We start from the raw sequence: 22,784 nt of genomic DNA, 5'->3' as shown, positions 1-22,784 counted from the left end.
GACCAACATCCTGGCGCTCAATGCCGCCGTGGAAGCGGCGCGCGCGGGCGAGCAGGGCCGCGGCTTCGCGGTCGTGGCGGGCGAGGTGCGCACGCTGGCCCAGCGTTCCGCTGTGGCTGCAAAGGAAATCAAGGCCCTGATCGACGAATCCGTGACGCGCGTCGAAGGCGGCTCGCGTCAGGTCGACGAGGCCGGACGCACGATGCGCGAAGTCGTGGACAGCGTGCGCCAGGTCGCGACGCTGGTGCGCGAGATCTCGGGCGCATCGGAAGAGCAATCGACCGGCATCGGGCAGGTGAACCAGGCCGTCTCGCAGATGGACACGGTGACTCAGCAGAACGCCGCCCTGGTCGAGGAAGCCGCGGCCGCCGCGGCCAGCATGCAGGAGCAGGCCACGCGTCTGGCGCAGGAAGTGCGCCGCTTCAAGGTGGATGCAGGCAGTGGATCTGCGGTTCAGGCGCAAGCCCGGCTGCTGCCGGCCGAACGCGTGGCGGCGCGCAAGCCCGCCGCGCCGGCAGCCCGTGCGGCGCAGGCCCGGCCCGCGCTGGCAGGCGCTTCTCAGGACGAGTGGTCGTCGTTCTGAAGCCTTGCCGCGTCGTGATGGACGGCCGTTGACCGGCCGTTCCCGTCCGCGCTTGCGCGTGCGCAACGCTGCATTCTTTCGGCTACGGGTCAGGATGGGATGGTAAGGTTGGCAACCTCCCCACGCCGCCCTGTCCCCGTCCATGAGTCTGCCCGACCCCGTCCGTCGCGTCATCGCCCGAACACGCCGGCTGGCGCGCCGCAAGGTGCGCCAGATCAACCGTCTGTCCAGGAAGAGCGTGCAGCTCGGGCTGTTGCTCGGCGGCGCCGCGTTGGTGGCGCTCATGTCGCTGGGCTTTACCTATCTGGCCGACAAGGCGCTGGCCTGGAACCGCCAGTGGGTCGCCTACAACGGCTGGCTGGCGTTGCTGGTCATGCCGTTCGGGCTGGCCGCGCTGCGCTGGCTCACGCTGCGTTTCGCGCCCAACGCTTCCGGCAGCGGCATTCCGCAAGTCATCGGCGCCTTGTCGCTGCCGCCGGGTCCCAGCCAGAACAGCCTGGTGTCGCTGGCCCAAAGCCTTTGGAAGATACCGCTGGCGTTCTTCGGCATGCTGTGCGGCGCGTCGATCGGCCGCGAGGGTCCTTCCGTGCAGGTCGGCGCGGCGCTGATGCTGGCGTGGGGCGATTTCTGGAAACGCCGCGGCTTGCAGCTGCGCGGCTTTCACGCCAACGAGCTGATCGCAGCGGGCGCCGCCGGCGGCCTGGCGGCGGCCTTCAACGCGCCGCTGGCCGGCGTCATCTTCGCCATCGAGGAACTGGGGCGCGGCACCGTGCTGCGCTGGCAGCGGCTGGTGCTGATCGGCGTGCTGGCCGCCGGCTTCCTGGTGGTGGCGGTGGAAGGCAACAATCCTTATTTCGGCGTCTTCGCGGGCGCGCCCCTGTCGCAGAACATGGTGATGTGGATCGTCATCTGCGGCGCCCTCAATGGCGCGTTGGGCGGCATCTTCGCCCGCCTGCTGGGCAAGGGCCCGATCGGCGCGGCGCCGCAGTCGTGGCGCGCGTGGATCCGGACGCATCCGATCTGGACGGCGTTCATCATGGGCCTGGCGCTGGCGGTGATCGGCCTGTGCACCGCGGGCAGCGTGTACGGCACCGGCTACGCCGTCGCGGCTGACCTGCTCAACGGCAAGGACGCGGTGCCGGACGGCTTTGGCCTGGCCAAGCTGGCGGCCACCGTCGCGTCCTATTGGGCGGGCATTCCCGGCGGCATCTTCACGCCAGCGCTCACCACGGGCGCGGGCATCGGCCATCACATCTGGGAGTTGGCAGGCGAGGGCGTCGACCAGCGCGTGCTGGTGCTGCTGTCCATGGCGGCCTTTCTGGCGGCCGCTACCCAGGCGCCCTTGACGGCGAGCGTCGTGGTGATGGAAATGACGGGCAGCCAGCCGATGCTGTTCTGGCTGCTGGTCGGGTCGTTGCTGGCGTCGGGCGTGTCGCGCCAGTTCTGCCCGCAACCGTTCTACCATCTGGCGGCCGGCCGTTTCCGCCGTCAGGCCATCGTCGACGCGGGCCGCGCGGCCAAGGCCGGCGCGCACTGATCCCGGGCATGGCGGCCCGGTTCCGTGCACGCGCGCGCCGGTCCAATGTGAACGTCTACTGGACACTGTCCGTTGTGCGGACATCCGGGTAACGCACCAACTTGGCGCGAAACCGCTGCGTTAACATCGTCCGATCCCGAGTTCTTTCACTTCACTTCGAGCTTCCCATGACCGTGAATGCCTTTATCTGTGATGCGATTCGTACCCCCTTCGGCCGCTACGGCGGTGCGCTGGCTTCCGTGCGGCCCGACGATCTGGCTGCCGTAGCCATCAAGGCGCTGGCGGCGCGCAATCCTGGCGTGCGCTGGGAAGAACTCGACGACGCCATCATGGGTTGCGCCAACCAGGCGGGCGAAGACAACCGCAACGTGGCCCGCATGGCCACGCTGTTGGCCGGCCTGCCGGTCGAAGTGCCCGGCGCCACGGTCAACCGTTTGTGCGGCTCGGGTCTGGACGCCATCGGCACCGCCGCGCGCGCCATCCGCGCCGGAGAAGCCGGCCTGATGCTGGCCGGCGGCGTGGAAAGCATGAGCCGCGCCCCGTTCGTCATGGGTAAGGCGGACAGCGCCTTCTCGCGCAGCGCCGCCATTTATGACACCACCATCGGCTGGCGTTTCATCAACAAGCTGATGAAGGCGCAGTACGGCGTGGACTCGATGCCCGAGACCGCCGAAAACGTCGCCGACGATTTCAACATCAGCCGCGCCGACCAGGATCTGTTCGCGCTGGCCAGCCAGGAAAAGACCGCGCGCGCCCAGAAGGAAGGATTCTTCGACGCCGAGATCGTGCCCGTGTCGATCGCCCAGAAAAAGGGTGACCCGATCATCGTCTCCAAGGACGAGCACCCGCGTGAAACGTCGCTGGAATCGCTGGCCAAGCTCAAGGGCGTGGTCCGCGAAGGCGGCAGCGTCACGGCCGGCAACGCGTCGGGCGTGAACGACGGCGCCGCCGCGCTGCTGCTGGCCGATGAAAAGGCTGCCGCCCGCCATGGCCTGACCCCGCGTGCCCGCGTCGTCGGCATGGCAACCGCTGGCGTCGCGCCGCGCATCATGGGCATCGGTCCGGCGCCCGCCACGCAGAAGGTGCTGGCTCAGACCGGCCTGACGCTGGATCAGATGGACGTGATCGAACTGAACGAAGCGTTCGCCGCGCAAGGTCTGGCTGTGCTGCGCCAGCTTGGCATCGCCGACAACGACCCGCGCGTGAACCCCAACGGCGGCGCGATCGCCCTGGGCCACCCGCTGGGCGCCAGCGGCGCGCGTCTGGCCACCACGGCCATCAACCAGCTGCATCGCACCGGCGGCCGCTACGCGCTGTGCACGATGTGCATCGGCGTCGGCCAAGGCATCGCGCTGATCATCGAACGCGTGTAAGGCGCGTGGTACGGCCGGCGGCGCGCGTCGCGCTGTCCGGCAAACAACAAGGGAGCCCTCGGGCTCCCTTTGTCATTACCTGCTGGGGCGGTCTGCCCGAAGGCGTCAGGGCAGGCCGTCGAGCTTTTTCCCGGCAGTGATGCCGTGCTTGCCGAACCACCCTTGCGCCATTTCCAGCGCGTAGCGCACCGGCTTCTTTGCGCAATGCGGGTCTTCGGTCTGCGGCGCCATGTCTTCAATGTTGACGATCGTGCCGTCGTCGGCGATAAAGGCAATCGACAGGGGCAGCAGCGTGTTGCGCATCCAGAAGCACTGCACGTCCGGCTGGTCGAAGACGAACAGCATGCCGTCGTTGCCCGGCAGCTCCCTGCGGAACATCAGACCGTCGCGCCGCGTGGCGTCCGTGTTTGCAACTTCTGCGCGGATAATATGGATTCCGGCCGACAATTGCGTCGTGGGCAGACGCGGCTGCGGGCCGGTCTGTTGCTGGGCGCTGGCGGGCAGGGGCAGGGCGGCTGCGATCGCGATGGCGGCGGCGGCGATCACCGGCGCCTTGCGGCCGCCCGCGTTTGCCGCTGACGATGCCTTGGTGAAGGTTGTTTTGAACAGCGTACGAACAATGGGAAACAAAACGGCAATCTTCAGCATGGCCCGGCGGAGTATTAAGAAAAATAACAAGGCGGGGCCCGAAAGCCCCGCCTGGATAATGGCGCAACCTTACCGTTGCGCTTTAAAGGGTAACTCAGGCAGCCGTAATATTGAGCGCCTGTTTTCCTTTAGGCCCCTGGATAATCTCGAAGGCCACTTTCTGGCCTTCTTTCAGGGTTTTAAAACCATTCATCTGGATGGACGAGAAGTGGGCGAACAGATCTTCACCGCCATCGTCGGGCGTAATGAAGCCAAACCCCTTTGCATCGTTGAACCATTTGACGGTGCCCGTCGATTTGGGATTGTCCCCTTGGACGGCGGTTGCGGTCGTATCAGACATGCGGCCTGCCTCATTGAATCGTATGTTGACAGAAGGGCATTGTGGTCTAGACCCCTGTCCCCCCTCCGGCTTCCTGGCAGATTTTCGGTAAATTGAAAACCCCAGAATGCGTGGATAATGCGCCGCTTTTCTTGACCTAGTCAAGTATGGATACTACGTATTTCTACGTGTAATTTTCAGTAAGTTGAGTGGTTGCCGTCCCCAGTTTAAATAGAATACCCGCCCTATGAGTTCTACCTTGGATTCCCAGCATGACTTGGTCGTCGAGAAGGCGCCGGCACGTACTGCGCCGCCGCCGATGTACCAGGTGTTGCTGCTTAATGACGACTACACCCCGATGGAGTTCGTCGTGAAAGTGCTGCAGAAATTCTTCAATAAAAACCAGGAAGAGGCGACGCGCATCATGCTGCAAGTGCATCACGAAGGCCGAGGCGTCTGCGGGGTTTACCCCCGTGACCTCGCCGCCACACGGATCGCGCAGGTCGGTCAGTATGCGCGGGCGCGTCAACACCCGCTGCAGTGCGTGATGGAACCGGTTTGATCTCGACAAAACACAATGGCGCCGCCAGCAATGGCGGCGTTGTGCTGCCGGTTGCATCCCGGGCACAGGGATGAACGGTTTTGCCGCGTAACGGGAAGCGCGCGGTACATGCGGGTCGGCAGCTCCGCCGCTAAGGAGCGTTGCGTTCTAGTGGGCGGGGAGGTTTCGCCGTGAGTGGAAAGTTCAACAAGACCTGGCTGGCTGTAGCCGGGATCGCGGTGGTGGCCGGCGCGATTGGCGCGGGCTGGTGGATGGGCAAGGGGCAGCAGCCGGCAAGTCCGGCAGCGGTTCCGGCGGCGCAGACAGCGACCGCCGCGGCTCCGCAGGCGGCGAACAGCGCTGCGCCAGCACTGCCTGCCACCGCAACCGTGGGCGCCGCGGATCCCTTCGCGGCCTTGAATTGCCAACCCCGCCAATACAACGACGCCTTGTCGCTGGCCGTGACCTTCACGCAACCGGTGGATGCCAAGAGCAATCTGGACGCTTTCCTTCAGGTGACCGATACGGGTTCGACGGCCGGCAAGGCCGACGAGGACAGCGAATCGGCCGCCGCGCCGGGCCAGCAGCCGGCCTCGGTGCGTCCTGGCGATTCCGCGCCCAAGGGCAAGATCCTCAAGGGCAACTGGGTCGTCGGCGACAACCCGCGCGTGGTGTACTTCCCGTATGTGCAGCCGCAGCGCTCCTACGCGATCACGGTCCGCTCGGGCTTGCCCGGCGCGGGCGAAAAGGTCGCGCTGACCGAGGCTTCGCATTGCGAAGTCAGCACGCAGGCCATGCCGCCGTCGTTTTACTTCGCCAGCCGCGGCGTCGTGCTGCCCGCCGGCCAGAACGGCGGCCTGCCGGTCGCCACGGTCAATGTGCCCGAGGTTGACGTGCAGTTCCTGCGCGTGTCCCCCGACCGCGTGCCCGAACTGTTCGACACCGTGCTGGGCGTGGGCCGCACCCCCGCCGCCTCGGAAGACGAGGACGACGGCAACTATGACGAGAACGACTGGCGCTACGCCGGTAACCGCAGCCTGAAGGGCTCGGTCAGCAACTGGGACCTGGACCGGCTGAATTCGCTGACGACCAGCGTCTATCAGGGCCGCTTCGTCACCGACGACAAGCCGAACCGCCGTCACGTCACGTTCCTGCCCGTCGAGGGCATCAAGGAACTGCAGGAGCCGGGCATCTACGTTGCGGTCATGAGCCAACCTGGCCGTTTCCGCTATGAGTACCAGGTCACCTATTTCTACGTCAGCGACATCGGGCTGCACGCCCGCCGCTACACCGACCGCATCGAAGCGTATTCGGTGTCGCTGAAGTCCGGCCAGGCCATTTCTGGCGCGGTATTTGAACTGGTGGACGGCGCCGGCAAGCCGCTGGCCAAGGCGGCCGCCGATGCGCAGGGCCATGTCCGCTTTGACGGCAGCTTTGCCAATGCCCGCGTCATCCGCGCCTCGCGCGACAAGGAAATGACCGTGCTGGCGCTGGGCGAACCGGCGTTGGATCTGTCCGAATTCGATACGGGCGGCCATGCGTCGCGCGCCAACAATCTGTTCGTCTACGCCGGCCGCAACCTGTATCGCCCCGGCGAGACCTTCCACGTATCGGTGCTGCCGCGCGACCTCGACGGCCGCGTGCTGACGCCGTCGCCGCTGACTGCCACCATCAAGCGTCCGGATGGCCGCACGATGCAGACCGCGCTGTGGCAACCGCAGAAGGATCTGCCCGGTTACGTCGAACGCGCGATCGATCTGCCGCTGGATGCCCAGACCGGCACGTGGCTGCTGGAACTGCGCGTCGATCCGTCCTCGCGCGCGCCGGATGCCTCGTGGAAGTTCCAGGTCGAGGAATTCCTGCCCGAACGCATGAAGATGGCGCTGACCTCGGGCCAGGACGTGTTGTCCCCCGACGAGGAGCTGACCGTCGACGTGCAGGGCGACTACCTGTATGGCGCGCCGGCTGCCGGCAACCGTCTGCTGGCCACCTTCCAGGTCAAACGTGATCGTTTTGCGCTGGCCCAGCAATGGCCCGGCTTCATCTTTGGCGATGTGGCCGACGATACGCGCCGCAGCTTCGGTGAACTGCCGGAATCCGCGCTGGACGACAAGGGCCGCGCGCAGCTCGACGTGAACCCGAACGCCGCCGGCACGCATTCGCCGATGAAGGTCCGAGTGTCCGCCAGCCTTCTGGAATCCGGCGGCCGCCCGGTGGTCCGCTCCATCGAACGTACCGTCTGGCCCGCCGACAAGCTGATCGCCGTCCGTCCGCAGTTTGACAGCGACGTGGCCCGCGAGAACGCGCCGGCCGGTTTCGAGGTCATCCGCGCCAACGCGCAAGGCAAGATCGAACCGCTCGCGCAGGCGCAGATGCGTCTGTTCCGCGAAGAGCGCCAGTACTACTGGCGATTCGACGACCAGCGCGGTTGGAACAGCGGCTATACCGAAACCGAAGAACTGGTCGACTCACGCGAAATTGCGCTGAACGATCGCACCCAACTGACCGTGCCGGTCAAGTGGGGCCGCTACCGTCTGGAAATCACGGATCCGGAAACCGGCGAAACGATGCGCTATCGCTTCTATGCCGGCTGGAACGCGCAGGACGCCGACGCCATGGGCAACCGCCCCGACCGCGTGCAGATGAAGCTGGAAGGCGTGCCCGCCAAGCCGGGCGACACCGTCAAGCTGACGCTGACGCCGCCGCATGATGGCCAGGCGCTCATCACCGTCGAAGGCGACCGCATGCTGTGGTCCAAGTGGGTGGCCGTGAAGGCAACGGGCACCGAGGTCGAGATTCCGGTCGATAAGGAATGGAAGCGCCACGACCTGTACGTGGCCGCGGCGGTGTTCCGCCCCGGCAGCGAAGGCGACCGCGTCACGCCGGCCCGCGCGCTGGGCCTGGCGTTCCTGCCGATCGCCAGCGCCGACCGCAAGCTGGACGTCAAGCTCACCGCCGCGCCCAAGGCCGTGCCGGAGACCAAGACGACCGTGCGCGTCAAGGTCGATGGCGCGCAGGGCAAGCAGGCGATGGTGACGCTGTCCGCGGTCGACGTGGGGATTCTCAACATCAACCAGTACGCCACGCCCGATCCGCTGGATTACTTCTTCGGCAAGCACCGCTACGCGCCCGAGTTGCTGGACATGTACGGCAAGCTCATCGAGAAGATGGACGGCACGAAGGGCAAGCTGAAGTGGGGCGGCGACGCCGCAATGCGCGGCGACAGCAAGAGCCTGCCCAAGAAGGTCAAGCTGGTGGATCTGTTCTCGGGTCCCGTTGCGCTCAACGCGCAGGGCGAAGCGGACATCCCGCTGGACCTGCCGGACTTCAATGGCACGCTGCGCCTGATGGCCGTCGCGTTCACGCCCGACAACTACGGCAGCACCGACGCCGAAATGGTCGTGGCAGCGCCCATCGTGGCGGAACTGAACACCCCGCGTTTCATCACGCCGGGCGACCAGGCCGCCATTGCGCTGGACGTTACCAACATGAGCGGCGCCGAACAGAAGATCTCGGTCAAGCTCGAAGCCCTGGATCCGCTGGCCATCGTCGACGGCGTGCGCACTGTCACGTTGAAAGACAAGCAGCGCACGACGCTGCGGTTCACGGCGACCACCACCGGTTCGTACGGCCTGGGCCTGATGCGTCTGACCGTGGACGGGCAGGGCGGCGCCAAGCCGATCCGCATCGTGCGCGAGTCCGTGCTGCAGGTGCAGCCCGCGCATGCGCCGGAGCGCCAGGTGCGGCGTCTGCGCCTGAATCCGGGCGAGTCGCAACCGGCGCAGGCGTCGTGGGTCGCGTCCTATTACCCGGACTCGACGACCGTCAGCCTGACCGTGTCCAATCGTCCGCCGTTCAACGTCAACCGTCTGGTCGAGGACCTGCTCAACTATCCGTATGGATGCACCGAGCAGACCATCAGCGCGGCCATGCCGTGGGTGATGCTGGATGAAGACGCCGCCAAGCAGTTCGGCCTGAAGCCGCGCACCGAGGCCGAACGCGCCGCCAAGGTCGCCGGCGCCATCAGCCGCCTGTCGGGCATGCGCAACTCGGTCGGTTCGTACAACCTCTGGAGCGGCGCGTCCTCGCGCGACGTGTGGCTGACGGCCTACGCCGTGGGCTTCATGCAGGACGCACGCGATCGTGGCTTCGATGTGCCCGAGGCGTCGCTGGATCGTTCGCGCACGTGGCTGCTGGAGCAGGTGCAGCAGAGCGCCGGCGCATTCGGCACGTGGTCGGCCAATCTGCGCCGCAACGTCGAGGCCAACCGCATCGACAGCAGCGACGCCAACGTGCTGCGCGAAGACCATCGCCGCTTTGCCGGCCTGGCCACCGCCGCGCTGGTGCTGGCGCGCGACAAGAAGGCGCCGTTGTCGACCGTGCGTCAGCTGTTCGACAACTATCAGGAGCGCGCGCGCTCGCCGCTGCCGCTGGTGCAACTGGCCGCCGCGTTCAAACTGATGGGCGACGAAGGGCGCATGAAGCAGGCGCTTGACCTGGCCATGACGCGCACCTATGGCATCAACATCAACAACCGCAGCAGCGCCTACTACGACGAATGGATGGGCGACTACGGCAGCAGCGTGCGCGACTATGCGTTGTCCTACGCGCTGGTCTCGCAATACGAGCTGCGCCACGAACGCAGCGAGAACCTGCTGAATCAGCTTTCCAGCCGCCTGGGCAACCGTTCGTACCTGTCCACGCAGGAACAGATGGCCCTGCTGCTGGCCGCGCGCGCCGCGGGCGGCAACAAGAACACGCCGTGGGAAGCGGTGCTGACCGTCAATGGCGAGCGCAAGCCGCTGACGGGCGGCAAGAGCGACCAGACGGTCTCGCTGTCGGCCGCGGATCTGGCGGGCACGCAGTTGCAGAACACGGGCAGCCAATCGCTGTTCGTCGAATACGACATCCAGGGCAGCCCGACTGCGACCCCCGCGCCGCGCAACGACATCATCCAGCTCAAGCGTGGCTGGTACCGTCCGGACGGCCGCCCGTGGGACGGCGGCACCCTGCAGACCGGCGACATGCTGGTGGTGTGGGTCCAGGCCAGCGCCAACCAGAACATCCCCGATGGTCTGCTGGTTGACCGCGTGCCGGCGGGCTTCGAGGTCGAAAACCTCAACCTGTCGCAGAGCCCGGAAATGCAGGACTGGAAGATCGGCGGGCGCCGCGTGGCCGACGCCATGTCGGATTCCAACATCAAGCATCGCGAGTTCCGCGACGACCGCTACGTCGCCGCGGTGTCGCTGGGCCGTGGCAAGGTGGACGTGTTCTATCTGGTGCGCGTCGTGACGCCGGGCCGCTACGCGGTGCCGTCGACGGTGGCCGAGGATATGTACCGCCCCGAAATCCGCGGCGTGGGTGAGCAATGGAGCACGGTCGAAATCCGCGATCGCGGCGCCAAGCGTCCTTGAACGCCGCCGCCGCTTGCCAGGCGGGCGCATCGCGCGCCCGCCGCTGGCGGCGGCGCGGCATCTTCGCGGCCAGCGCGTTATCAGCGCTGGCCGCGTTGTTATTCGCGCTCGACCGCCTGTATCCGCTGCCTCCCATCGATTCGGGCGGGGCGGCGGTTGTCGTCGCCGCCGATGGCACGCCGCTGCGCAACTATCCCAGCCGCGACGGCATCTGGCGCTACCCGGTCCAGCCCGATCAGGTTTCGCCCCGCTACCTGGAGACGCTGCTCACCTACGAGGACCGCTGGTTCTACTGGCACCCCGGGGTGAACCCCGTGGCGCTCGCGCGTGCGGGCTGGCAGTGGGCCACCAACCGCCGCATCGTGTCCGGCGGCTCCACGCTGACCATGCAGGTGGCGCGGCTGATCGATCCGCAACTGGCGGGCAAGCCGTCGCGCACGATGTCGGCCAAGCTGCGGCAGGCGTGGCGCGCCGTGCAGCTGGAAATGCACTACAGCAAGGACGAGATCCTTTCCCTATACCTGACCCACGCGCCGATGGGCGGCATCGTCGAGGGCGTCGAGATGGGCTCGCGGCTGTGGCTGGGCAAGCCGGCCCGCGACCTGGGGCCGGCAGAAGCGGCGATGCTGACCGCCTTGCCGCAGGCCCCGTCACGGCTGCGTCCCGACCGTCACCCCGAGGCCGCCCAGGCCGCCCGCGACAAGGTGCTGGACCGCATGGCCGAACTCGGCCGCTGGACTCCGGCCGAGGTGGCTGACGCCAAGATAGAAACCGTCATCGCGCCGCCGTTGCGGGCGCGCTGGCTGGCGCCCCTGGCGGCGCAGCGCCTGCTGCTGGAAGCGGGCGGCGCGCGCCGCGCGGGCGGCCGGCCACCACTGGTCACCTCCACGCTGGATGCGGACATGCAGGCGTCGGTGGAACAAATGTTGCTGGACCGGGTCGATAACCTTCCGCCCAAGGTGTCGATGGCGGTGCTGGTGATGGACAACGATTCCCTGGAGGTCAAGGCTTACGCCGGGTCGGCAGATTTTTCCGACGATTCCCGGTACTCGCATGTGGACATGGTGCGCGGCGTGCGATCGCCGGGGTCGACGCTCAAGCCGTTTCTGTATGCCCAGGCCCTGGACGAGGGGCTGATCCATTCTGAAAGCCTGCTGATCGACGCGCCCATGTCGTTCGGCGGCTACGCACCCGGGAATTTCCAGGCGGCCTTCGCCGGGCCGATCAGCGTGGCGCAGGCGTTGCAGCGGTCGCTCAACGTGCCTGCGGTGGACCTGCTGGACCGGGTCGGACCAGCCAGTTTTGCCTCGGTTATGCTGACGGGCGGCGTGAAGTTACGAATGCCCGCGGGCGCCGAGCCAAATCTGAGCTTGATTTTGGGCGGGGGTGGCACCACATTGGAAGAACTGGTCGGCGCGTATCGTGCGCTGGCCCGGGACGGCATCTCGGGGCGGCCCCGCTTGACGGCGGAGCAGCCGGTTGTCGAGTCCCGTATGATGAGTCCTGGCGCGGCCTGGATCGTCCGGGACATCCTCGAAGGCGGTGGACACCCGGACCGGCCGTTTTACCAGTCGGGCAATCCCGGCCGGCAACTGGCCTGGAAAACCGGGACCAGTTTCGGATTCCGGGATGCCTGGGCGGTCGGCGTGACCGACAGATGGACGATCGGCGTATGGGTCGGCAGGCCCGACGGTACGCCGAATCCAGGATTTTTTGGGGCGAATGTGGCGGCGCCGCTACTGCAGGATATCGTGGCGGCATTGCCGGAAGGCGCCCAGCAGGTCCGCGTCAGGCCCGAAACGGTGCAGGCGGTGGTGACATGCTGGCCTTTGGGTTACAGGCTGGGTAGCGAGCCCTCGGGCGCGTGTCCCGAACAGCGGGCGGCCTGGATGCTCAATGAAACGGCGCCGCCCTCGTTTGCCGGCTATGCCGATGCCACCCAGGGACCGCTTCGGCTCGGGGGTGTGGCCAACGGCTCGGTGCTGCGGCCCGTGCCCGGCATGCGGCAAGTTGCGCTGGACGTCGACGTCCAGGGCGCTGAAGGCGAAGTCTGGTGGATGCTCGATGGTCGTGTCGCAAGTCATGGCGCCGCGGGTCATCCGTTTAATTTGGTGCTGGCGCACGACGGCCGGTATACGCTAACCGTCATGGATACACATGGCCGGCACGACAGCGTGGTTTTTGAAATCGCTGGCGTTACGCCATGATCGGCATAGAATATGAATCGTGTATTAGCCCGCTTCGATGCGTTACGGAGGAAGCGTGATTTCTCAAGAGCTTGAAGTCAGCCTGCATATGGCTTTCGTCGAGGCCCGTTCGGCCCGGCACGAATTTATTACCGTCGAGCACCTGCTGTTGGCGTTGCTCGACAACGCTTCGGCGGTCGAGGTCCTGCGCGCCTGCGCGGCCAACCTGGACGACCTGCGTCGCAACCTGCGCCAGTTCGTATCGGAAAACACCCCGGTGATCCCCAGCGGCGCCGAAGTCGACACGCAACCCACGTTGGGTTTCCAGCGCGTCATTCAGCGCGCGATCATGCACGTCTCGGCCGGCGGCACGGGCAAAAAGCCTGTGACGGGCGCGAACGTGCTGGTGGCCATTTTTGGCGAAAAGGACTCGCACGCCGTGTACTACCTGCAACAGCAGGGCGTCACACGCCTGGACGTGGTCAATTTCCTGTCCCATGGCATTACCAAACAGCCGCAGGTGGAGTCCGCCGCCGTGCAGAAAGAGCAACAGCCCAATGGTGAAGAGCAGGGCGACTCGCGTCAGTCGCCGCTGGATCAGTACGCCACCGACCTGAACGCCGCCGCGCTTGCGGGCCGGATCGATCCCCTGATCGGCCGCGAGCACGAAGTCGAGCGCGTCATTCAGGTGCTGTGCCGCCGGCGCAAGAACAACCCGCTGCTGGTGGGCGAGGCCGGCGTTGGCAAGACCGCCATCGCGGAAGGCCTGGCCTGGCGCATTACGCGCGGCGAAGTGCCTGAAGTCCTGCAGGCCGCTCAGGTCTATTCGCTGGACATGGGCGCGCTGCTGGCCGGCACCAAGTACCGCGGCGATTTCGAACAGCGTCTGAAAGGCGTGCTCAAGCAGATCCGCGGCAACCCCGACGCGATCCTGTTCATCGACGAAATCCACACGCTGATCGGCGCCGGTTCGGCGTCGGGCGGTACGCTGGATGCCTCCAACCTGCTCAAGCCGGCGTTGTCGTCGGGGCAGCTCAAGTGCATCGGCGCCACCACCTACACCGAATACCGCGGCGTCTTCGAAAAGGATCACGCGCTGTCGCGCCGGTTCCAGAAGATCGACGTGCCCGAGCCCAGCATCGAACAGACCGTGCAGATCCTGCGCGGCCTGAAAAGCCGCTTCGAAGAGCACCACAGTGTGCGCTATTCGGCCGCGGCGCTGTCGGCTGCCGCCGAACTGTCGGCGCGCTTCATCAATGATCGCCACCTGCCCGACAAGGCCATCGACGTGATCGACGAGGCCGGCGCCGCGCAACGCCTGTTGCCGCGTTCGCGCCAGAAGAAGGTGATCGGCAAGGTCGACATCGAAAACATCGTTTCGAAGATCGCGCGCATTCCGCCGCAGTCCGTCTCCAACGACGACCGCAGCAAGCTCGCCACGCTGGACCGCGACTTGAAGACGGTGGTGTTCGGCCAGGATGGCGCCATCGACGCGCTGTCCGCCGCCATCAAGATGGCGCGCTCGGGCCTGGGCAAGCCGGAAAAGCCGATCGGCGCTTTCCTGCTGTCGGGCCCCACGGGCGTCGGCAAGACCGAAGTCGCACGCCAACTGGCGTTCACGCTGGGTGTCGAACTGCTGCGCTTCGACATGTCCGAATACATGGAGCGCCACGCGGTGTCGCGCCTGATCGGCGCGCCGCCCGGATACGTGGGTTTCGACCAGGGCGGCCTGCTTACCGAGGCAATCACCAAGCAGCCGCATTGCGTGCTGCTGCTCGACGAAATCGAAAAGGCGCACCCGGATGTATTCAACATCCTGCTGCAGGTCATGGACCACGGCACGCTGACCGACAACAACGGCCGCAAGGCAGACTTCCGCAACGTCATCCTCATCATGACGACCAACGCGGGCGCCGAGACCTTGAACCGTCCGTCGATCGGTTTTGCGAACTCGCGGATGGTGGGCGACGAAATGGCGGAAATCCGCCGCATGTTCACGCCGGAATTCCGCAACCGCCTGGACGCGATCATTCCCTTTGCCGCGCTGGACCACGAGGTCATCATGCGCGTGGTGGACAAGTTCCTCATGCAGCTTGAAGACCAGTTGCACGAGCGCCGCGTGGAAGCCGTATTCACCACGCGCCTGCGTGAACACCTTGCCAAGGAGGGGTTCGATCCGCTCATGGGCGCGCGTCCCATGCAACGTCTTATTCAGGACACCATCCGGCGCGCGCTGGCCGACGAGCTGCTGTTCGGCAAGCTGGTCGACGGCGGTTCGGTCACGGTGGATCTGGACGAGTCGGGCAAGGTCACGCTGGACTTTGACGATAGCGGCAAGCCGCCTTCGTCGGACGCGCCGGATAAGCAGGAAGTCGAACTCGTCGACTGATGACCGCGGACCGCCAGCCGCTGATCGAATGCGAACATTGCGCAAGCATCTATCGCCGACATCAGCTTGAACCTGGCGAGACCGCCAATTGTGCCCGCTGCGGCGCCGTGCTCTGGCGCTACAGCGGGCTTACTTTGTCCAATTGGCTGGCGCTCGCCATCACTGCCCTGATCGTCTTCGGGGTGGCCAACGCCTACCCGGTCGCTTCGATGTCCGTGCAGGGCATGGTCCAAGAAGCTTCCCTGCTGGATTCCATCTCCATTACCTGGCGTCAGGGCCATTGGGTCGTTTCCATCATGACCGGCCTGGCGGGCTTCGCGCTGCCGCTGTTGCAACTGATCGTGCTGCTGTGGGTGCTGGGTCCGCTGTCGCGGGGCCGCGAGCCCGCGGATTTCCACGCCGCCATGCGTCTTTTGGGTGTGCTGCGGCCGTGGTGCATGGTGCCGGTTTTCCTGCTTGGCGTGCTGGTTGCGGTCGTGAAACTGGCCGGGATGGCCGCGGTGGCGCCCGGCATCGGTCTGGCGGCGTTCGGCATCCTGACCGTCTTGCTGACGATGCTCGGCAAACTGTCGCCCCATGTGCTGTGGCGGTATGCCGAATCCGTCGGCGTGGTGCCCGTGCATGTGCCCGAAGCCGGGCCCGACGTCGTGTTGACCGGGTGCCACGTCTGCGGCCAGGTGCAGGCGCTGCCGAAGGACGCCGACCCCGAGGCGCATCATCACTGCGTGCGCTGCGACGCGGTGGTGCATTACCGCAAGCCCGACCATGTGGCGCGCACCTGGGCGCTGCTGCTTGCGGCCGTCGTCTTCTACATCCCTGCTAATGTGCTGCCGGTCATGAACGTCAGTTCGCTGCTGGGCGACAGCGCGCACACCATTCTGGGTGGCGTGGTGGAACTCTGGCAGATGGGCTCGTGGGACATTGCGCTGATCGTGTTCATCGCCAGTGTGGCGGTGCCGCTGACCAAGCTGCTGGCACTTATCTTGCTGCTGCTGACTGAGCAATGGCGTAGCACAACCAATCTGGGGGCGCGTACGCGGTTGTATCAGATGGTTGAATTCATTGGCCAGTGGTCCATGCTGGATGTATTTGTCGTTATATTGCTGGCGGCCCTGGCCGACTTTCAGGGCTTGATGGAAATCAGCGCCGGTGCCGGCGCCGCCGCATTCGGCGTGGTTGTCATCCTGACCATGCTGGCTGCCATGAGCTTCGACCTGCGTCGTAGCTGGGACCTTGAAGGTCAGACCGAAATCGAATCAGCGCCGGTGGAGGGCCGGCATGCGCCGGCGTCCGTCTCCGGCAAGCAAGTGGGCTAGGAAAGGCCTCCCGCCGTTGTTTTCCGCTCAGAAAAGGAAAAAGTAGATGTCCGAGCAAGCCCCCGGATCTGGTGAAGAAAAATTCGCGTCGCCCGCGATCTCGCGCAAGAAGAAGAGCCGGATCTCCTGGATCTGGCTGGTCCCTGTCGTGGCCGCGTTAATGGGCCTGTCGCTGGTCGTGCGAACCTGGATGCAGGCCGGACCCGACATTTCCATCTCTTTCAATACTGCCGAAGGCCTGGAAGTGGGCAAGACCCAGCTTCGCTACAAGGACGTGAACATCGGCACGGTCAAGTCCATCGGCTTCAATGCCGACCGCAGCAAGGTGGTCGTGAAAGCCGAACTCTCCAAGCAGGTTTCCGACCTGGCGCGCGAAGGCACGAACTTCTGGGTGGTGCGGCCGCGGCTGGACGTAAGTGGCGTGTCGGGCCTGGGCACTCTGCTGTCGGGCGCCTATATCGGCGTGGACGCGGAAGAGGGCAAGGACAACGGCAACCGCGCCACGAAGCTGTCTTTTGAAGGTCTGGAAACCCCGCCCGCCGTGACCCACGACCGGGCGGGCAAGCGCTTCATGCTCAAGGCGTCGGACCTGGGCTCTCTGGATATCGGCTCGCCCGTCTACTACCGCCGCATCAACGTGGGCCGCGTGATCGGCTATGCCCTGGACGAGAACGGCAGCGCCGTGAACGTCGAGGTGTTCGTCGATGCGCCCAACGACAAATTCGTCACCAACGGCACCCGCTTCTGGAACGCCAGCGGCGTGGACTTCAGCGTCAATGCCGATGGCCTGAAGGTGCGCACGCAGTCGCTCGTCTCGATGGCGGTGGGCGGTGTGGCGTTCGCAACCGTGCAGAACGCCCGCGATGGCGATGCGGCGGCCAAGGCCGACACCGAGTTCGACCTGTACGCCACCGAGGCCGCAGCCAAGGCCAATCCGGACGGCGAGGCCTTCCCGATCCGCATGCGCTTTGACCAGTCGATCCGCGGGCTGACTGTGGGGGCGCCGATCGACTTCAACGGGATCACGCTGGGCGACGTCACGCAGATCACGCTGGACTTCGATCCCTCCACCAAGCGCTTCTATTCGCTGGTGGACGCCACCCTGTATCCGGAACGGCTGGGCCGCGTCTACGAAGAAGTCCGCGAACGAGCGATCAAGGAAGGCGACGTGGCAGGCGGCCGCTTGCTGGGCGTGATGATCAAGCATGGCCTGCGCGCGCAACTGCGCACGGCCAACCTGCTGACCGGCCAGCTCTACGTGGTGCTGGACAACGTGCCGAACGCCAAGCCGGTTGAATTCGAGATGTCGGAACCGGCGATCATTCCGACGGTGCCGGGCAACCTGGATCAGCTCCAGCAGCAGGTCACCAACATCGTCACCAAGATCGAGAAGATTCCGTTCGACAAGATCGGCGAGGACCTGCGCGCCACGCTGGCCAGCACGTCCAAGCTGATGAATCGTCTGGACAAGCAGGTGGCGCCCGAAGCCCAGAAGGCGCTCAAGGCAGCCAAGGACTCGATGGCGAACATCAACTCGCTGCTGGCCTCTGACGCCTCGCTGCCGGTCAACACCGAACGGGCGATGCAGGAGCTGAGCCGCGCGGCGCGTTCGCTGCGCGCGCTGGCCGACTTCCTGCAATCGAATCCCGAGGCCCTGCTGCGCGGCAGAGGCGAAGACCCCATCCCGGGCGCCGGCCCAGTCAGGAACTAGACGCTCATGAAAAGCCGACTCTCTTGCTCCGCAACCCCGTCCCGCAGCAAACGCGGCCGCGCCGCGCTGGCCGTGCTGGCGCTGTCCGGCGCGCTGGCCGCGTGCGGGTCGTCGCCGCCCGTCCACTACTACACGCTGCAGACGCCCGAGCGGTCGGGTGCGCCCGCCGCGGCGCCGGGTTCCGCCTCGTTCGTGATCGAGGTGCAGCCCGTCACGCTGTCCACGCAGGCCGACCAGCCGCAGTTGATGGTCCGCACCGGCGACGGCAGCATTTCCGCCTTGTATTCCGAGCGCTGGAGCTCGCCGCTGGGCGACGAGTTGCGCAATGCCTTGTCCGATGCGCTCAAGCGTGACCTTGGCGCACTCGACGTGCAGATGGTCAAGCCGGGTCCGGGGGCGCCGATCTGGCGCGTCCAGACCGACGTGCAACGCTTCGAGATGGTGTCCGGCAGCATGGCGCAACTGGACGCCACCTGGCGGGTACGCCCCGTCGACACCAAGGGCAGGGGCCTCTTGTGCCGCAGCGTCGTCACCGAAAACGTGCCGGACGAGGCCGTCGGCAGCCTGATCGCGGCGCAGCAGCGCGCGGTGGTGAGCCTGGCGGGCGTCATGGCGGCTGCCATTCGCGGCCAGAATCCGGCTGGTTCCGGGTCGGTCCAGATGATGGGGTGTTCCGCGCTGAAGGAATGATCCGCCCCGGGTTCCCGGATAAACCTCGCGATCTCAAGCGGTTAACTGGGTTCAACCTAGGGTTAACCTTAATACAAACGCGGTTGCAACCTGTCTAGCATACGGTCCTACCCATACTGGGTCCCGTCCGGGCCCAGTTACACCTTTGCCATGCGACAGGAAGCAATCTCTTATGGCCAGCACGACCCTCGGCGTCAAAGTCGACGACGCACTCCGCGACCGCCTGAAAGCCGCCGCCACCAAGCTCAACTGCACGCCGCACTGGCTGCATAAGCAGGCGATCCTGTCCTATCTGGACAAGATCGAGCGCGGCCATCTGCCCGCCGAGATGTCCCACCTGAGCGCGGATGCCGCGGGCGAAGAGGATGCGGCCGAATCCCATGCCGCACCCACGCCGCCGTTCTACGAATTCGGCCAGGACGTGCAGCCGCAATCCGTGCTGCGCGCCGCCATCACGGCGGCCTATCGCCGGCCGGAACCCGAGTGCGTGCCGCTGCTGTTGGGCCAGGCCCGAGTGCCCAACCTGGAAAAGGTGCACGCGATGGCGGCCGGCCTGGTCAAGAAGCTGCGCGGCAAGCGCACCGGTGGCGGGGTCGAAGGCCTGATCCAGGAATTCTCCCTGTCCAGCCAGGAAGGCGTGGCGCTGATGTGCCTGGCCGAAGCGCTGCTGCGCATACCCGACCGCGCCACGCGCGACGCGCTGATCCGAGACAAGGTCGCCCGCGGCGACTGGAAGTCGCATATGGGCGGTTCGCAATCGCTGTTCGTCAACGCGGCCACCTGGGGTCTGATGATCACGGGCAAGCTGGTGGCCGTGAGCAGCGAGCAGTCGCTGTCCAAGGCGCTGACGCGCCTGATCGGCAAGGGCGGCGAGCCGCTGGTGCGCAAGGGCGTGAACATGGCCATGCGCATGATGGGCGAACAGTTCGTCTCCGGCCAGACGATTTCCGAAGCCCTGGCCAACAACCGCAAGATGGAATCGCGCGGTTTCCGCTATTCGTATGACATGCTCGGCGAAGCGGCGACTACGGCGGAAGATGCCGAACGCTACTACGCCTCGTATGAGCAGGCCATCCACGCGATCGGCAAGGCCGCCGCGGGCCGCGGCATCTACGAAGGCCCCGGGATCTCGATCAAGCTGTCCGCCCTGCATCCGCGTTATTCGCGTGCCCAGCGCGAGCGCGTCATGGCGGAACTGCTGCCGCGCGTGAAGGCGCTGACCATCCTGGCGCGCAGCTACGACATCGGCCTGAACATCGACGCCGAAGAAGCCGATCGCCTGGAGATCTCGCTGGACCTGCTGGAAGCGCTGTGCTTCACGCCTGAACTCGAAGGCTGGAGCGGCATCGGCTTCGTCATCCAGGCTTACCAGAAGCGCGCGCCGTTCGTCATCGATTACGTGATCGATCTGGCCCGCCGCAGCCGCCATCGCGTGATGGTGCGACTGGTGAAGGGCGCGTACTGGGACAGCGAAATCAAGCGTGCCCAGGTCGACGGCCTGGAAGGCTATCCGGTCTACACCCGCAAGTTGTACACGGACGTGGCGTACATTGCCTGCGCCCGCAAGCTGCTGGCCGCGCCCGAAGCCGTGTACCCGCAATTCGCCACGCACAACGCTTACACGCTGGCGGCGATTTACCAGCTTGCCGGCCAGAACTACTACCCCGGTCAATACGAGTTCCAGTGCCTGCACGGCATGGGCGAGCCGCTGTACGAAGAAGTGGTCGGCCCGCTGACCCAGGGCAAGCTCAACCGTCCGTGCCGCATCTACGCGCCGGTCGGCACGCACGAAACGCTGCTGGCGTACCTGGTGCGCCGCCTGCTGGAAAACGGCGCCAACACCTCGTTCGTGAACCTGATCGGCGACGAAACCATCCCGGTCGAAACGCTGGTTGCCGACCCGGTGGAAGCCGCCTCGCGCATCACGCCGCTGGGCGCCCCGCACGAGAAGATTCCGCTGCCGCGCGAGCTTTACGGCAATCCGCAGGATGGCGCCCGCGCCAACTCGGCGGGCCTGGACCTCAGCAACGAACATCGCCTGGGCTCGCTGTCGGCGGCGCTCCTGGCCAGCGCCGGCACGCCGTGGCGCGCCGGTCCCATGTTGGGCGAAGGCGGTGAACACTGGGATGCCGCCAAGGCAATCGAAGTGCGCAACCCCGCCAATCTGCGCGACGTGGTCGGCCATGTCATCGAAGCCGATTCGGCTGACGCCGAAGTCGCCCTGCGCGCCGCCGCGAATGCCGCGCCGATCTGGCAGTCCACGCCGGTTGCCGAGCGCGCGCAGTGCTTGCGCCGCGCGGCGCAATTGCTGGAAGAGCAGATGCAGACCCTGCTGGGCCTCATCGTGCGCGAAGCCGGCAAATCGCTGCCGAACGCCATCGCGGAAGTGCGCGAGGCCGTGGACTTCCTGCGCTACTACGCCGACCAGGCCGAGCAGGAATTCAGCAACGACACGCACCGTCCGCTGGGCACCGTGCTGTGCATCAGCCCGTGGAACTTCCCGCTGGCGATCTTCACCGGTCAAGTGGCGGCCGCGCTGGCGGCGGGCAACACCGTGCTGGCCAAGCCGGCCGAGCAAACCCCGCTGATCGCGGCGCAAGCCGTGGCCATCCTGCGCGCGGCCGGCGTGCCTGCCGGCGCCGTGCAGCTGCTGCCGGGCCGCGGCGAAACCATCGGCGCGCAACTGGTGGCCAATCCGGGCGTGCGCGGCGTGATGTTCACGGGCTCGACCGATGTGGCGCGCATCATCGCTCGCACCCTGGCCGACCGCCTGGACGATAACGGCCACACCATCCCGCTGATCGCGGAAACCGGTGGCCAGAACGCCATGGTGGTGGACTCGTCGGCCCTGTCGGAGCAAGTCGTATTCGACGTGCTCAGTTCGGCCTTCGATTCGGCCGGCCAGCGCTGCTCGGCGCTGCGCGTGCTGTGCGTGCAGGAAGACAACGCGGATCACGTGCTGACGATGCTGCGCGGCGCGATGCGCGAGCTGGCCGTCGGCAATCCGGATCGCCTGTCGGTTGACGTGGGTCCCGTGATCGACACCGAGGCCCGCAACGGCATCCAGCGTCACATCGAGTCCATGCGCACGGCCGGTCATCGCGTCGACCAGGTCGAACTGAACGGCGAATGCCGCCACGGCACCTTCGTGCCGCCGACCATCATCGAAATCGACAACGTCAGCGAGCTGACCCGTGAAGTCTTCGGGCCGGTGCTGCACGTGGTGCGCTACAAGCGCGACGAACTCGACGCGCTGCTCGACGCCGTCAACGGCACGGGTTACGGACTGACGTTTGGCGTGCACACGCGTATCGACGAGACCATCGCGCACGTGACGGGCCAGGTCCACGCCGGCAACGTCTACGTCAACCGCAACATCGTGGGCGCCGTGGTGGGCGTGCAGCCGTTCGGCGGGGAAGCGCTGTCGGGTACGGGTCCGAAGGCGGGCGGTCCGTTGTACATGTACCGCCTGCTGGGCACGCGCCCCGCAGGCCTGCCGCCGGCGCTGGACGCCGCGGCGCCGCTGCCGCAGCGCATCGCGCTGCCCGGCCCGACGGGCGAGACCAACACCTATATGGTCGAGCCGCGAGGCGCCGTGTACTGCGTGGCCGCCACCGAGGCTGGCGCGCGGGCGCAGTGGTCCGTGGCCCGCCTGACCGGCAACCACGCGTGGTTTGCGGACACGCCGGCCGCGCAGGCGCTGCTGGCGACGCTGGATGCCGATCAGCAGGGGCAGGCCGGTATCCTTTCGGATGCTGACGTGGACGAGGCCGACTACCAGGCCGTGCTGTTCGAAGGCGACGGCGACGCGCTCAAGGCGCTGAACCAGCGCATCGCGCGGCGCCCGGGTCCCATCCTGGCGGTGCACGGCCTGACCTCCGACGCCTTGGCGGCGGGCGCCAGCTACGTGCCGGAACGCCTCCTGACCGAGCGTTCCGTCAGCGTCAACACGGCGGCCGCGGGCGGCAACGCCAGCCTCATGACCATCGGTTAAGCGTGACCAGGGGTAACCCTCAGGAAACTGAGGGTTATCTCCAATATCGGGCTAGGTTGCACTGGAACGAAAATCCGGTCGCA

Annotated in this window: 13 protein-coding genes; 11 read left to right on the top strand and 2 right to left on the bottom strand. The window is 66.2% G+C overall.

All coding sequences use genetic code 11. The annotated features are described in order from the left end of the window. The 3 genes from B2W22_RS09035 to pcaF all read left to right on the top strand — a co-directional run. Nucleotides 1-583: methyl-accepting chemotaxis protein (locus B2W22_RS09035; RefSeq protein ID WP_286937264.1), on the top strand; the 583-nt coding region annotated here is incomplete at its 5' end. A 142-nt stretch (nucleotides 584-725) separates the two neighbouring features. Next, on the top strand, nucleotides 726-2,120 hold the full coding sequence (locus B2W22_RS09030; protein WP_175138394.1) for a chloride channel protein: 1,395 nt from the start codon (nucleotides 726-728) through the stop codon (nucleotides 2,118-2,120). Between the two features lie 167 nt (nucleotides 2,121-2,287). Next, nucleotides 2,288-3,493 carry a 3-oxoadipyl-CoA thiolase gene (gene pcaF, locus B2W22_RS09025; RefSeq protein ID WP_175123475.1) on the top strand — a complete coding sequence of 402 codons (1,206 nt, stop codon included), beginning with the start codon at nucleotides 2,288-2,290 and terminating at the stop codon, nucleotides 3,491-3,493. Between the two features lie 105 nt (nucleotides 3,494-3,598). Here the strand turns inward: pcaF and B2W22_RS09020 are convergent, their stop codons facing one another. Further along, on the bottom strand, nucleotides 3,599-4,141 hold the full coding sequence (locus B2W22_RS09020) for a DUF192 domain-containing protein (RefSeq protein ID WP_175123474.1): 543 nt from the start codon (nucleotides 4,139-4,141) through the stop codon (nucleotides 3,599-3,601). Between the two features lie 94 nt (nucleotides 4,142-4,235). After that, on the bottom strand, nucleotides 4,236-4,481 hold the full coding sequence (locus B2W22_RS09015; RefSeq protein ID WP_006220277.1) for a cold-shock protein: 246 nt from the start codon (nucleotides 4,479-4,481) through the stop codon (nucleotides 4,236-4,238). A 226-nt stretch (nucleotides 4,482-4,707) separates the two neighbouring features. On the opposite strand from B2W22_RS09015, the gene clpS reads away from it, so the two are divergent. The 8 genes from clpS (at nucleotide 4,708) to putA (ending at nucleotide 22,701) form a co-directional block, all read left to right on the top strand. Beyond that, nucleotides 4,708-5,022: an ATP-dependent Clp protease adapter ClpS gene (clpS, locus tag B2W22_RS09010; protein WP_056562630.1), complete on the top strand. Its 315-nt coding sequence runs from the start codon at nucleotides 4,708-4,710 to the stop codon at nucleotides 5,020-5,022. 170 nt (nucleotides 5,023-5,192) lie between these two features. Next, nucleotides 5,193-10,415 (top strand): alpha-2-macroglobulin family protein, encoded by a 5,223-nt coding sequence (locus B2W22_RS09005; RefSeq protein ID WP_414631944.1) that lies wholly within the window; start codon nucleotides 5,193-5,195, stop codon nucleotides 10,413-10,415. Beyond that, nucleotides 10,412-12,622 carry a penicillin-binding protein 1C gene (pbpC, locus tag B2W22_RS09000; protein WP_175123471.1) on the top strand — a complete coding sequence of 737 codons (2,211 nt, stop codon included), beginning with the start codon at nucleotides 10,412-10,414 and terminating at the stop codon, nucleotides 12,620-12,622. The genes B2W22_RS09005 and pbpC overlap by 4 nt, the downstream gene beginning before the upstream one ends. A 55-nt stretch (nucleotides 12,623-12,677) precedes the next feature. After that, nucleotides 12,678-14,990, top strand: a complete 2,313-nt coding sequence (gene clpA / locus B2W22_RS08995) for an ATP-dependent Clp protease ATP-binding subunit ClpA (RefSeq protein ID WP_175138389.1) — start codon at nucleotides 12,678-12,680, stop codon at nucleotides 14,988-14,990. After that, nucleotides 14,990-16,306, top strand: coding sequence for a paraquat-inducible protein A (locus B2W22_RS08990; protein WP_175123469.1), 1,317 nt, complete (start codon nucleotides 14,990-14,992; stop codon nucleotides 16,304-16,306). The genes clpA and B2W22_RS08990 overlap by 1 nt, the downstream gene beginning before the upstream one ends. Nucleotides 16,307-16,352: 46 nt before the next feature. Next, nucleotides 16,353-18,017 carry an intermembrane transport protein PqiB gene (locus tag B2W22_RS08985; protein WP_175123468.1) on the top strand — a complete coding sequence of 555 codons (1,665 nt, stop codon included), beginning with the start codon at nucleotides 16,353-16,355 and terminating at the stop codon, nucleotides 18,015-18,017. Between the two features lie 6 nt (nucleotides 18,018-18,023). Continuing rightward, nucleotides 18,024-18,707, top strand: a complete 684-nt coding sequence (locus B2W22_RS08980) for a PqiC family protein (protein WP_286937263.1) — start codon at nucleotides 18,024-18,026, stop codon at nucleotides 18,705-18,707. 172 nt (nucleotides 18,708-18,879) lie between these two features. Continuing rightward, on the top strand, nucleotides 18,880-22,701 hold the full coding sequence (gene putA / locus B2W22_RS08975) for a trifunctional transcriptional regulator/proline dehydrogenase/L-glutamate gamma-semialdehyde dehydrogenase (protein WP_218344732.1): 3,822 nt from the start codon (nucleotides 18,880-18,882) through the stop codon (nucleotides 22,699-22,701). Nucleotides 22,702-22,784 lie beyond the last annotated feature (83 nt).

It is taken from the genome of Achromobacter sp. UBA4530 (genome assembly GCF_002388205.1).
Taxonomy (GTDB): Bacteria; Pseudomonadota; Gammaproteobacteria; order Burkholderiales; family Burkholderiaceae_B; genus Achromobacter; species Achromobacter animicus.
The sequence above is the reverse complement of the archived record's forward strand: the minus strand, read 5'-3'. Positions and strand labels throughout refer to the sequence as shown.

Excerpts from the sequence above, each read along its gene's own strand:
- B2W22_RS09030 (WP_175138394.1), top strand. The coding sequence starts at position 726 with ATGAGTCTGCCCGACCCCGTCCGTCGCGTCATCGCCCGAACACGCCGG.
- pcaF (WP_175123475.1), top strand. The coding sequence starts at position 2,288 with ATGACCGTGAATGCCTTTATCTGTGATGCGATTCGTACCCCCTTCGGC.
- B2W22_RS09020 (WP_175123474.1), bottom strand. The coding sequence starts at position 4,141 with ATGCTGAAGATTGCCGTTTTGTTTCCCATTGTTCGTACGCTGTTCAAA.
- B2W22_RS09015 (WP_006220277.1), bottom strand. The coding sequence starts at position 4,481 with ATGTCTGATACGACCGCAACCGCCGTCCAAGGGGACAATCCCAAATCG.
- clpS (WP_056562630.1), top strand. The coding sequence starts at position 4,708 with ATGAGTTCTACCTTGGATTCCCAGCATGACTTGGTCGTCGAGAAGGCG.
- B2W22_RS08990 (WP_175123469.1), top strand. The coding sequence starts at position 14,990 with ATGACCGCGGACCGCCAGCCGCTGATCGAATGCGAACATTGCGCAAGC.
- B2W22_RS08985 (WP_175123468.1), top strand. The coding sequence starts at position 16,353 with ATGTCCGAGCAAGCCCCCGGATCTGGTGAAGAAAAATTCGCGTCGCCC.
- B2W22_RS08980 (WP_286937263.1), top strand. The coding sequence starts at position 18,024 with ATGAAAAGCCGACTCTCTTGCTCCGCAACCCCGTCCCGCAGCAAACGC.
- putA (WP_218344732.1), top strand. The coding sequence starts at position 18,880 with ATGGCCAGCACGACCCTCGGCGTCAAAGTCGACGACGCACTCCGCGAC.